Below are 12862 nucleotides of genomic sequence, written 5' to 3' on the forward strand. Positions count from 1 at the left end.
AAATAGCTTGAGTTTATTTAAGATTAAACTATGAAAGAAGAGCTAAAAGAGGTTTTCGAAAAATACCTCGATTGCTACTTAACTAAAAGAGACATCTATACCACAATAAATTTACTCGGACCAAATTTTACTGTTTACGGAACAGGTTTCGATGAAAAAGGGAAGGATAGAATAACCAGTATAGACTTATACATCAGAGATCTAACACAGGTAAAAGAACCGATAAAATACACAATAGACGAACTCACCATTGTCACACCAACCGATAACATAGGTATAATCCTTTGCGATATTAATTTTGAATTTTATTTATTAAATACTACGGTAAAGTTCAACCATATAAGGATATCATCTATCTGGGTTAAGCATCAAGATCGGTGGCTCATGGAACACAAACATATTTCTTTTCCCACCAAAGAACATGGAGAAGATGAGGCTTATCCACTAAAAGAATTAGAAGATAGAAACATTGTCCTTGAGAGATGTTTGGCTGAAAGAACCATTCAATTAAACGACACCATCAAAGAACTCACGATTACAGCCACTACTGATAAACTCACCGGCCTATTTAATAGACGGAAAATAGAAGATATCTTAGAAATAGAAATAGAGAGATCAAAAAGATACAATACCATTTTTTCAGTGATCTTAACAGACATCGACTATTTCAAAAAAGTCAATGACGAATTTGGTCATGTAGCAGGAGACAATACATTGATCCAATTTTCAGAGATATTATCTTCAAGGCTGAGAAAGACAGATTTTTGCGGAAGATGGGGTGGAGAAGAGTTCATCATTGTATGCCCAGAAACATCTTGCAAAGATGCCGTGATCTTAGCAGAAGATATTAGGAAGTCTATAGAAAAAAAGGTTTTTAAAGGTATTGGACATAAAACCGCCAGTTTTGGAGTCACAGAGTATAAAATCGGAGAAACCCATGATTCACTGATCAATAGGGTAGACAAACTCCTCTACAAAGCCAAATTAAACGGTAGAAACAGGGTGGAAACAGATCCCATATAACCTTAGGTAAAAGCCTGCATTGTGTACAGTTTTCTATAGGTATTAGAAGTATCAAGCAGTACTTTATGTGGAGCAACAGCCTCTATTTCACCATTATTCAAGACCACAATCCTATCAGCATTTATCACCGTAGATAATCTGTGGGCAATTACTATACTTGTTTTCCCTTTCATTAGGTTATCCAATGCTGATTGTACTATTTTTTCTGATTCAGTATCCAGAGCACTCGTAGCTTCATCCAGAATCAAGATAGGTGGATTTTTATATATCGCTCTTGCAATAGCAAGCCTTTGTCTCTGACCACCAGATAACTTCACACCCATCTCACCTATTCTTGTCTCAAATCCATTGGGCATCTCCATGATAAAATCGTAAGCAAAAGCTGCCTTTGCCGCTTCTATTAGTCTTTGTTCATCCACTTTTTCAGAACCATAGCATATATTGTAAAGTACACTTTCGTTAAAGAGAAAAATATCCTGACTAACCATCGCAATATTTTCTCTTAGGGACCTGAGGGTAAATTCCCTTATGTCAACTCCTCCTATAGATATCGAACCCATTGATACATCGTAAAACCTCGGCAAAAGATTTGCAATAGTTGTTTTACCAGAACCACTTGGACCCACTAGAGCCACTGTTTCCCCTGGTTCTACAATAAAATTTATATTTCTAAGTACATACTCATTAGCATTATAAGCAAAATAAACATCCTTAAACTCTATCCTCTTTCCAAAAGCATTGCATATTTTATCCCCTTGTGGTGTTTTTTTGGCTTGATAGGTATCCAGTATTTCAAATACCCGTTCGGAAGCTCCAATAGCAGCCTGTATTGTGCTATTTGAGCTATTAATCCTCTTAAAGGGATCATACATCAACGCAATTGCAGCTAAAAAAGAGAAAAAAGTCCCAGGAGTAGACTCCCCTGAAATAACCTTTGATCCACCGTAAATGATTACAGCAGCAATGATAAGAGACCCTAAAAACTCCATAACAGGTGAGCCAAGTTCGTTATAAAAGGTGGCCTTGATCTGTTCCTTTAAAAACTTATCATTATTATTTTTAAATCTCTCTTTCTCAGCTTCTTCATTGGTAAAGCTTTTTATCACTTTAATCCCAGTAATAGTTTCTTTCAATAAAGATGAGATATCTCCAATCGTCTCTTGACTTTTTTTACTATATTTCTTGATCTTTTTGCCTAACTTAACAATTGGGGTGACAAAAACAGGCAAAACAAACAAGGCAACCAAACCCAATTGCCAATCCTGATATAACACCACAAATGCAAGACCCACAATTGTAAAAACCTCCCTTATCAAAGATATAAAAGCAGGCACCGAAGATTGGATAAGCCCCACATCATAGGTAATCCTCGACATAAGCATTCCTGTGGAACTCTCATTAAAAAAAGTAACAGGCAGTTCTATGATCTTTTCGTAAAGTTCATCCCTCAAACGTTTAATAACCTTCTGAGAAGTAATGCTCATAAGATAGTTTTGAAAAAACCGCCCCACTCCCTTAAAAGTATATATCCCCACAATTAAAAAAACAATTAAATAAAGCTTAGTGGCATCTTTTTTTATAAATATCTCATCCAGAGCCGGTTTCACAATATAAGCTGAAGCCCCATTGCTTACAGACACCACCAAAGATGCAATAACAGACCAGAAAATAGGTACTTTATAATCCCTAAAATATGTCCAAAGTCTTTTTAATATACCCAATATAGCTCCTATTAGATTATTAATCCTTTAATAATTATTTTAAATCTACCGAAATAGCAATAACAAATTTAAAACATGAGCGTTACTATTTTACTTGTTAAAAATTTTATGCTAAAAAAACTACAAAAATGATAAGGGGGAATAAATGCATATTTTAGTCACCGGTGGAGCTGGTTATATAGGTAGCCACGTGGTAAAACAGATTCTTGAATTCACAGACAATCAAGTAACAATATTAGACAATCTCTCCACAGGCCAGCCCAAAACCATAGAAACACTAAAAGCTATTAACAGTAGCAGACTGAAATTTTTACACACAGATCTGAAAAATTTTAATGAGGTGGAAGGAATAATAAAATCACATAATTTTAGTGCTATTATCCATTTTGCTGCAAGCATCATAGTCCCAGAAAGCGTAGAAAATCCACTAAAATATTATTTAAACAACACAGTCAACACAACTAATCTCATAAACCACGCCGTTAAATATGGTATAAACAAATTTATCTTTTCATCCACCGCAGCAGTATATGGTGAACCAGAAAACAACCCTATAAGTGAAGAAACACCTACATCTCCTATCAACCCCTACGGTATGAGTAAATTGATGAGTGAAAATGTACTAATAGACAGCGGTAAAGCCTACAAAGATTTCAAATATGTAATCTTAAGGTATTTTAATGTAGCTGGAGCAGATGAAAAAAACAGAATCGGCCAGTCGTTTCCAAATGCCACACATCTTATAAAAGTCGCAGCAGAAACAGCAGTAGGGAAAAGGGACAAGATGTTTATATTTGGAGAAGACTACCCCACAAAGGATGGCACATGTATAAGAGACTACATCCATGTTGACGATCTTGCTGATGCCCATCTAAAGGCCTTAGACTTTTTAGAAAAAAACTCCAGCAACATCTTTAATTGTGGCTACGGTCATGGTTATTCAGTTAAAGATGTTATAGATGTTATGAAAAAAGTTTCCAAAATAGACTTTATAGTAGAAAAAACAGGTAGAAGAGCTGGGGATCCAGCTATTTTAGTAGCAGACAACAAGAAGATAAAATCTCTAATGGGCTGGTCACCAAAGTATAACGATCTCGAATTTATATGCAAAACAGCCCTCGAATGGGAAAAGAAGTTACTAATTGGTATATAAAAAACTTGATTTAATTAAATAAATATAATAAAAAAACAAAACTAAGTTTTATGAGGGAAAAATGTACGATTTACATACACACACAACCTTCAGTGATGGTGTATTAATACCATCAGAATCATGTAGAAGAGCAAAGGTAAAGGGCTACAAAGGGATAGCCATTACAGACCACGCAGATGAGTCCAATTTCCTTTTTCTTCTGGAGAAGCAGTTAAAATTCAAAGAGGATTTCAATGCCTCATCAGTGGATTTTAAAGTTATTATCGGCTTGGAATTTACCCATGTTTTACCATCTCGTATAGGCCGTATAACAGAAATTGCCAGAAGTAATGGTGCAGATATCATACTTGTTCACGGAGAAACGATAGTGGAACCTGTGGCTGAAGGTACCAACAGAGCTGCAATTGAAGCAAAAGTGGATATATTAGCCCATCCAGGTCTCATTAAAGATGAAGATGCAAAGCTGGCAGCCCAAAATGGTATCTATTTAGAGATCACCACACGCAAAGGACATTCTCTAACAAATGCTTATGTGGCAATGATGGCAAAAAAATACGGCTGCAACCTTGTGATTAACAACGATTTTCACGCTCCCGGTGATTACACAGATAAAGATATGGCCACGAAGATCTTGTGTGGTGTAGGTCTTAACGAAGAGGAAATAGCAAGAGTCTTTGAAAACAATAGATACCTTTTCAATAAACAAGGAGGATTTAATGACTAAACCGCAACAAAACGTTGATGAAATACCTATAGATAAAGTGGAAAGCTTTATCAACAGAAATTTTAAGAGAATAATTGGCACAATGCTTGGTTTAATCGTCATAGGTTTATCCATCTATGGCTTATATCAGTTTTATGAAAACCAAAAAAGTGCAGAGATAAATAAAATTGGTGAACTTGAAGTCAAATTGAACTCCGGTGATATTACAACAGACACCGTTGAAAAATATATAAAAACTTGCGAACCTATAAAAAATCTCAAGGACTACTGCTATTACAGAGGTGGTATTATACTTGTAGGTATGGGTAATGAAAAAGGGAAGGAGTATTTAAAAAAAGTTTTAGGTGACTACAAAGAATTCGCCGATAGTATTCTTTATGATTTAGGTGAAAAGATTGATATTACTAAATACAAAGAGAATGGTAAACTCAGCTATATATGGAAATACAGAGAGGTCGTCCTGGATAAGAGTAAATTAGCCTTACTGGACAACGAAACTTTAAACACAAGACTCATTACAAATACAAAAAACTGGGAGTAGATAATGAAGGTTATTTTTAGTGGTAATGAAGCTTTTGCAAGGGGTGCTTTTGAAGCGGGAGTAAAGGTTGTTAGTTCTTATCCCGGTACACCAAGTTCTGAAATAACTGACAACATTAAACACTACAAAGAGATTTACTGTGAGTGGGCAGCAAACGAAAAAGTAGCTTTAGAAACAGTAATAGGTGCATCCCAGGCAGGTGTCAGGGGGATGACATGTATGAAGCACGTAGGTTTAAACGTAGCAGCTGACCCTCTAATGACACTTAGTTATACTGGAGTGCATGGTGGCGTCGTAGTTTTGGTTGCTGATGATCCAAATATGTTCAGTTCCCAGAATGAACAGGATAGTAGGCACTACGCAAGATTTGCTAAAGCACCCATGCTTGAACCATCAAATTGCCAAGAAGCAAAAGACTTTATCAAGATTGCTTTTGATATCTCCGAACAATTCTGTACACCCGTTCTTGTAAGGTCATGTACCCGCTTATCCCACGGTGCTGGGGTAGTTGAGCTAAAAGATAGAGTAGAGCTACCCTCAAAAGGTTTGGAGATCGATATACCTAAATGGGTCATGGTCCCTGCAAATGGTAGGGGAAGACACAAGTTTGTGGAAGAAAGACTTATAAAGTTACAAGAGCTAAGCAATAATATAGATTTAAATAGAGAGGAATTAAAGTCTACAAGTATCGGTATTGTTTGTTCTGGGATCGTTTCCCAATATGTGCAAGAGGCCCTACCGGATGCATCCATATTTAAGTTAGGAATGATATGGCCGCTACCTATAGAAAAGATAAAAGTCTTTGCAAAAAAAGTAAAAAAGCTATATGTAGTAGAAGAACTTGACAATTTCATCGAAACAGAATTACTTGCAGCGGGAATAAAGCTACAAAAACTCAATCGATCACCTCTCGGAGAACTATCTGTAGATATTGTCAAAAAGCTTTTTAACAAAAAACTCCCCTCCACAAAAACCATTGAGAATTTGCCCGGTAGACCTCCATCAATGTGTGCCGGCTGCTCCCACCGGGGTATCTTTTATGCCCTAAGCAAACTTAAGTTGTATGTTTCCGGTGATATAGGTTGCTATACTTTGGGGTTATTACCACCTTTGAGCGCTATTCATTCTACTGTTTGTATGGGTGCCAGTGTTTCGATGGCACATGGTATCGACAAAGGATCAGACGGTGAACTTGCTAAGAAGTCGGTAGCTGTCATAGGAGACTCTACTTTTTTACACACTGGTATAAACGGTCTTATAAATTCTTTTTACAACAAAGGTAAAAGCACCGTGATCATTTTGGATAACACCACTACAGGCATGACTGGGCATCAGCCAAATCCAGCTACTGGCTTAAGTATAAGACAAGAACCTGCCCCAAAAATAGACATAGCAAAGTTCTGTGAAGGTATGGGTATTAAAAGGGTCAGGGTGGTGGATCCTTTTGATATAGATGAATGTCTTCGGGTCATCAAAGAAGAAGTAGAGGCTGATGAATTGAGTGTTATCGTCACCAATAAACCCTGCATATTCGTAGATAGAACCGTAATAGCCTCACCATTTTTCATCGAAAAAGACAAATGTACAGGCTGTAAAGCATGTACCAAAATAGGTTGTCCAGCCATATCGTGGCTAAAGAATGAGAGAAAAGCACTCATAGATGAAGCTATATGTACAGGATGTGAGCTTTGTGTAAAGGTCTGTAGATTTGGTGCAATAAATCAGAGGGGTCAATAATGAAAAAATGTGATATATTAGTTGTTGGTGTTGGTGGGCAAGGAACAGTTCTTGCCAGTGATATAATATGTAATGTAGCCCTTTTAGAAAATTTTGATACCAAAAAAAGTGAAATACACGGTATGGCCCAAAGAGGCGGTAGTGTAGTAAGCCATGTAAGGATCGGAGAAAAAGTTCTTTCCCCAATCATCCCTACAGGTGGTGCTGATATTATACTCTCATTGGAAAAAATGGAGTTTTTAAGATATTTGGAATATGTCAATAAAAAAACGATCCTCATTAGTAATACTCAAAAGATAATCCCCACAAGCATAATAAACGATGCTGAACTGTACCCTGACAAACAGGTAGAAGAAAACTATCCTCTCTTCAAAAAGCGGTACCTTTTCGATGCATTTACGATAGCCAAAGAAAGTGGTAACCCTAAAGGTGTCAGTGTAGTCTGTCTTGGGTACTTATCAAATTTTCTACCCTTCTCTGTGGAAAACTGGGAAAAAGCCATCGAAAAAAAGGTACCACCCAAAACTATCGAAGTAAATATAAAAGCATTCCATAACGGTAGAAAACAGAAAAAATAACATGTATTATTACAAAAAGATATTCGATATTCTGCCAGGGTACATCTTCATCCACGATAACGATGGTAATATAAAGAAGATGAATGCCCCGGCAGCTACTTTATTTAAAAACTATGATAATATATATAAAATAATAAAGGATGAAAGGATCATCAATAAAATTTTCAATTTCTCCAGTAACCTCACCCTTAAAGCTGGAGAAACTACATTGATACTACCCAATAACGAAAAGATAGTTGTAGATATCACCACCAAACTTTTTGAAACCGGATTTAAAAAACACCTTAAGCTAACTATTTTTAAAGATATCACTAACATTAAAGAGGTGGAAAAGCAATTTTGTTTAGCCCAAAAACAGGAAGCAATTGGAGCTATGGCTGCAGGTTTTGCCCATGATTTTAAAAACATTTTAAACAATATTAAAATATATTTAAAACTTATAAAACAATCAAAATCCCTCGATCAAATTTATGATTATGCCAATATCATAGAAGATATGATAAGGGATTCAAATGATTTTATAAAACATATCCTGAGTATCACAAGGGATACCTCTTCTAATTATGAGGAAGTGGTTATTTCAGAGCTTTTAAGGGAAGATATAGAGATTATGGAACGTGTTCTACCTAAAAATATCTCAATAGAACTCGTGGATATGGCAAAAAATGCCGTGGTAAGGATAATCAAAAGTAGATTTACCCATGCTATATTCAACTTATGCTTAAACTCTGTGGAAGCAATAGGAACAAAGCCAGGCAACATCATGATTAGTATAGAAAGAGCCATATTAGACAGCAAACCATTTGTAAGAATCTCGGTAACGGATAACGGTTGCGGTATCCCTCAAAAAATAATAGACAAAATTTTTGACAATTTCTTCACAACAAAAAGCAATGGATCTGGCTTAGGCCTTTCTATGGTAAAATTAGCTATAACCGATTTCGGAGGACATATTAAAGTAGAAAGCGAAGAAGGGCATTGGACAACATTTAAGATCTTTCTTCCGGAAGTGATTTATGGAGAATCAGAGTGAGATCTATAATCTCCTCAATCAACAACATTTAGAAATACTCACCCCTGTACTGAAACACTCCACTTTTCTACGATCCAGAATCATCTCTGATCCGTATATTGCCATCAAAGCCTTAGATAAACTTGGTACAACAAGAACAAAAGAAACTATATTTAATGAAATCATTGCTTCGAACCCTTTTTCAATGGCTGAAGAGGATTTTCTGTCATTTCTGAGGGATTTCAAGTTTATAGAATACATCTTAATTGCAATGGAAGAACTTTCTCCGAACCGTGATCTCCATAGTATTACCTCTCACCTATCTTCCTTCGCTTCTGCGATGCTGGAGATAGCATACCAATATGGGTATAAAAAACTCTCCCAACTTTATGGTACGCCTCAAGATGAAAACAATGATATAGTAGGTTTTGCAGTAATAGGACTGGGTAAACTTGGAGGATGGGAGTTGAATTTTAGTTCAGACATAGATATCATGTATGTTTACGGTACCGAAAAAGGTAAAACATCTGGTGGAACAAAGGGTAGACTCACCAACCACGAATTTTTTGTAAAGTTAGGGGAAAAGATAAAATATTACATCAGCGAAAGAACTGAAAAAGGCTTTGTCTATAGAGTTGACCTGCGTCTAAGACCTGATGGGGACAAAGGTCCCCTTGCCATGCCTATACGAAGCTATGAAACTTATTATGAGCTTTACGGACAAAACTGGGAACGGATGATGCTACTTAAAGGTAGTGTTGTAGCAGGTGACAAAGAGATAGGTGAAAAGCTACTTTCCCAACTTAGACCCTTTATATTCAGAAGAAGTATCGACTACAAACTCATAAACGATCTTTTGGATATTAAATCTAAAATAACCAGCAGAGTAAAACTTAAAGGCTCCAAAAAAGATGTCAAACTGGGATACGGAGGTATAAGAGAGATAGAGTTTACCATTCAAGCCTTACAAATATTAAATTATCCCAAAAAACCTTTCATATACAAAAAAAACACATTAGAGTCTATAACCCTTCTAAAAGAACATGGTGTTCTAACACCAGAAGAAGCAAGCCTCCTTGAATATGCTTATCGTTTTTTGAGAAAACTTGAACACATGGCACAAATAGAATTGGAACAACAAACATATGTAATACCAGAAGACTCAGAGCGGTTTGATCTATATGTGGAAAGAGCAGGATTCAATTCAGCTGAAGAGCTTTTTGAAGAATACCATAGAGTTACAAACCAGGTCAATAAAATATTTAACTCTATCATATCAGAAGAAAAACCCGACTTATCTAAAATCATTGCAGATGAAGAATTAGAAATAGAAGATCTCACCTACTTTTTTAAAGAAAATGGTTATAAACATCCAGAAACCGTTGCAGAAATAATAAAAAAGATATTTACAAAAAAAGGCAGAGGTTCAAATGAAACAAAATTTCTACTAAAAATTATGGAGATTATACTCAATGAAATAAGAGAGTTAAATGAATCCCCCAAAATCCTTAACTTTTTTGATAGATTTTTCCAGCGATCAGACACCATATATCTCTTTTATGATATATTTGCAAGTTCACCAATAATACTTAAAAAACTTATCAATATTATCAAATATAGCAACTACCTACCAAATCTTATCCTACAAAACAAAAACCTTTTAGACTATATCTACGACCCAAAAGACTCAGATTATACCTCTAACAATATCTATGAGATTTTCTTAGATAGTATATCCAATATTGAAGATGAAGAGTTTGAATACAATCTCACTAGAAAAAAATTTCAAGAACTATTTTTCAACATAGCATACTCCTATCTAAACAACGGTATAAATGTGGTAAACTGTGGCAAAAGTCTTACCCAGCTTGCCCATGCTGTAATAAATTTCGCTTTTTACAAAGAGTATGAGCGAGTAATAAAAAAATATGGTAGACCAATGAAATCTGATGGATCCCTCTGCGATTACCTGATTTTAGGTATGGGGAAATTGGGAAGTCAGGAGATGAGCTTCGGTTCGGACCTTGACATTATTGTTCTTTACGAAGATGAAGGTTATACAGAAACTGGTAAAACAAATCAGGAATTTTTCTCAAAATTGGTCCAAAAAGTAATCTCATACTTAGCTACCCCTACTGTATATGGCATTCTTTATTCCATAGATATGAGATTAAGACCAAGTGGGTCAAAGGGAGCTTTAGTCACGACTTTTAGATCTTTTAAAGAATATCAGTTTAATAAAGCTATGCTCTGGGAAAAACAGGCATTACTCAGAGCCGATGTGATCAATAAAAATAGCTCTTTGTCAGATCCTTTTTACACACTGGTTAACGATGTCCTATTTACTAAGTCTTTAAATCAGTCAGAAATAAATGAAATTTATGATATGCGAATGCGTATCCAAAGGGAAAAAGGGGAACCTTATGAAATGTATGATATTAAAGCTGGTTTAGGTGGTATCATAGATATAGAATTTTCTATTCAAATGCTACAGCTAAAACATGGTCACGAACAGCCAGAGCTTAGAAAAAGAAACAGCCACGACCTTTTACATATTATAAAAGATTTAGAATTAATAAAGGGGAGAGATTTCTATTCATTTCACAATAATTATATATTCTACAGAAACTTAGAAAACATTATAAGAATCATAGATAACAAACCATCGTCAAAACTACCTAAATCTCCTGAATATATTCAAAAAATAGCTGAATTTTTAAATTTTAAAAATAGTGAAAAACTTTTCTCCCAGATTGATGATAGCAGAAAATCTGTCAGAAACACATTTAATAGATTATTTGAGTTTTACAGTACTATATGAAAATCCTGTTCATATTAGATTATGACACTTATAAAAGTAACCTAATAAATACCTTTATTAAATCTGTACAATACTCTGATATAATTTGGTTTAGAGTTAAAAAGATAGATACCAAAGAAATGTTTAACATCATGATTAATCTAAGGAAATTAGCACCTGAAGCTAAATTGATTGTTTCAGAAAGAGCAGATCTTGCTAAAATGGCAGGTTTTAATGGGGTTCATCTCGGTGCCCATTCAACACCACCAGAAGTTATAAAGAAGAAATTTCCTGAACTTTTGATAGGATATTCAGCCCATTCTCTAAAAGAAATTAAAGAAAATGAAGCTGATTATTTTACACTTAGCCCTATTTTCTGGACAAAAAAAGAATACAATGTAACCCCTATAGGAGCCATAGATATAAGTGATTATAAAAAAAAGATATTTGCATTAGGAGGCATTAACAAACACAATGTTTGCCAGTTACGTGGAAAAGGATTTTATGGTATTGCAGGGATATCTTTTATAAATGATATAGAGGAGCTACCCAACTTAGTTAGGTAGCCCGCCAACCAGTTTGAAATCGTAATCTGGATCTTCTATCTTATGTATTTCGAAGTTTTTAAAAATCCAGCCCTCGTGAACATTTGATTTGGTAGTAATCTTTACCTTTACCGCCGGGTTTTTCTCTTCCGCTGAGGCTGATGTAATATTCTCTGTTCCCATTGTAAAATCTGGCAAATAAGCTTCTACATATATCTTGACATTCGTGTTTGGTACTGTAGTCTCTTTACCTATCTCAGCCTTAGTAGTGATGGTTTTATTATCCTTTAGACTAATTACATTGATATTTACAAATTTAAACTTTTTAGCCACATCATTAGGTACCACTATAGGCTTTGGCTGCTTTGCCTGCATAGTAGTATCGCCATGAGGGTTAACAGGATTATCTTTCTGCTGAGCAGTCCCCATTGTTGATGCCTGTTTATCTGTTTTTTGATTAGATGGATCTTCTTTTACAGTATTTTGTGAGCATGATAAAATAAAAGTAGACATTATAATAACAATTGCTAAGGTAAATATCCTCATCATCATCTTCTCCTTATTATAAAAAACGGAGAGAAAGGGATTTGAACCCTTGGTACCCCTTTTAAAGGGTACACTCGATTAGCAATCGAGCGCCTTCGACCCGACTCGGCCATCTCTCCATTGTGAAATGCATTTATACAGTAAATGTCTTAGTATGTCAAGGTTTTTGATATTTCTATACTGAAGGTATTTCCACCCATTCCAAATTACCAACATTCCTCTTACCACTATCAAACTCTATACCCACAAGGTATATATCCTTACCCATTGAAAGATATTTCTCATAATACCTTTTACCCTTTATCTGCTCCAATGCTCCACCCTCATCAACCTTAAACTCCATCACATACACCACATCTGGAAATATCAGCGTCAGATCTATCCTACCTTTATTCGTCACATCCTCACCTATCACCTCCACACCCATACCCTTCATGTACGCATAAAACACTGACACATAATAACCCTCCCTCTCATACATC

At 35.5% G+C, this 12862-nt stretch carries 12 protein-coding genes and 1 tRNA gene; 9 read left to right on the forward strand and 4 right to left on the reverse strand.

The window, feature by feature from the left end; all coding sequences use genetic code 11:
* Positions 1 to 30 precede the first annotated feature (30 nt).
* Complete coding sequence (locus N3C60_06105; GenBank protein ID MCX8084478.1) at positions 31 to 1023, forward strand: diguanylate cyclase; 993 nt, start codon at positions 31 to 33, stop codon at positions 1021 to 1023.
* Between the two features lie 2 nt (positions 1024 to 1025).
* On the opposite strand, the gene N3C60_06110 is transcribed toward N3C60_06105, so the two are convergent.
* Positions 1026 to 2744 carry an ABC transporter transmembrane domain-containing protein gene (locus N3C60_06110; GenBank protein MCX8084479.1) on the reverse strand — a complete coding sequence of 573 codons (1719 nt, stop codon included), beginning with the start codon at positions 2742 to 2744 and terminating at the stop codon, positions 1026 to 1028.
* A gap of 145 nt (positions 2745 to 2889) precedes the next feature.
* Between N3C60_06110 and galE the strand changes: the two genes are divergently transcribed.
* The 8 genes from galE to N3C60_06150 all read left to right on the forward strand — a co-directional run bounded on the left by galE (position 2890) and on the right by N3C60_06150 (position 11855).
* Positions 2890 to 3897, forward strand: a complete 1008-nt coding sequence (gene galE, locus N3C60_06115) for a UDP-glucose 4-epimerase GalE (GenBank protein ID MCX8084480.1) — start codon at positions 2890 to 2892, stop codon at positions 3895 to 3897.
* A 61-nt stretch (positions 3898 to 3958) separates the two neighbouring features.
* Positions 3959 to 4621 carry a histidinol phosphate phosphatase domain-containing protein gene (locus N3C60_06120; GenBank protein MCX8084481.1) on the forward strand — a complete coding sequence of 221 codons (663 nt, stop codon included), beginning with the start codon at positions 3959 to 3961 and terminating at the stop codon, positions 4619 to 4621.
* A complete protein-coding gene (locus tag N3C60_06125; protein MCX8084482.1) occupies positions 4614 to 5162 on the forward strand; it encodes a hypothetical protein in 549 nt (182 codons plus the stop codon). Before N3C60_06120 ends, N3C60_06125 begins: the two co-directional genes overlap by 8 nt.
* Before the next feature lie 3 nt (positions 5163 to 5165).
* On the forward strand, positions 5166 to 6899 hold the full coding sequence (gene iorA / locus N3C60_06130; GenBank protein ID MCX8084483.1) for an indolepyruvate ferredoxin oxidoreductase subunit alpha: 1734 nt from the start codon (positions 5166 to 5168) through the stop codon (positions 6897 to 6899).
* Positions 6899 to 7477 (forward strand): indolepyruvate oxidoreductase subunit beta, encoded by a 579-nt coding sequence (locus N3C60_06135; protein MCX8084484.1) that lies wholly within the window; start codon positions 6899 to 6901, stop codon positions 7475 to 7477. Before iorA ends, N3C60_06135 begins: the two co-directional genes overlap by 1 nt.
* Position 7478: 1 nt before the next feature.
* Complete coding sequence (locus N3C60_06140; protein MCX8084485.1) at positions 7479 to 8510, forward strand: HAMP domain-containing histidine kinase; 1032 nt, start codon at positions 7479 to 7481, stop codon at positions 8508 to 8510.
* A complete protein-coding gene (gene glnE, locus N3C60_06145; protein MCX8084486.1) occupies positions 8494 to 11310 on the forward strand; it encodes a bifunctional [glutamate--ammonia ligase]-adenylyl-L-tyrosine phosphorylase/[glutamate--ammonia-ligase] adenylyltransferase in 2817 nt (938 codons plus the stop codon). Before N3C60_06140 ends, glnE begins: the two co-directional genes overlap by 17 nt.
* Positions 11307 to 11855 (forward strand): thiamine phosphate synthase, encoded by a 549-nt coding sequence (locus N3C60_06150; protein ID MCX8084487.1) that lies wholly within the window; start codon positions 11307 to 11309, stop codon positions 11853 to 11855. Before glnE ends, N3C60_06150 begins: the two co-directional genes overlap by 4 nt.
* Here N3C60_06150 and N3C60_06155 read toward each other — a convergent pair.
* From N3C60_06155 to N3C60_06165, 3 genes are all read right to left on the reverse strand, one after another.
* Positions 11844 to 12383 carry a hypothetical protein gene (locus tag N3C60_06155; GenBank protein ID MCX8084488.1) on the reverse strand — a complete coding sequence of 180 codons (540 nt, stop codon included), beginning with the start codon at positions 12381 to 12383 and terminating at the stop codon, positions 11844 to 11846. The genes N3C60_06150 and N3C60_06155 overlap by 12 nt on opposite strands.
* 23 nt (positions 12384 to 12406) lie before the next feature.
* Positions 12407 to 12499, reverse strand: a tRNA-Ser gene (locus N3C60_06160).
* Positions 12500 to 12555: 56 nt separating this feature from the next.
* Positions 12556 to 12862: PD-(D/E)XK nuclease domain-containing protein (locus N3C60_06165; protein ID MCX8084489.1), on the reverse strand; the 307-nt coding region annotated here is incomplete at its 5' end.

The sequence above is a fragment of the Calditerrivibrio sp. genome (genome assembly GCA_026415135.1).
GTDB lineage: Bacteria > Chrysiogenota > Deferribacteres > Deferribacterales > Calditerrivibrionaceae > Calditerrivibrio.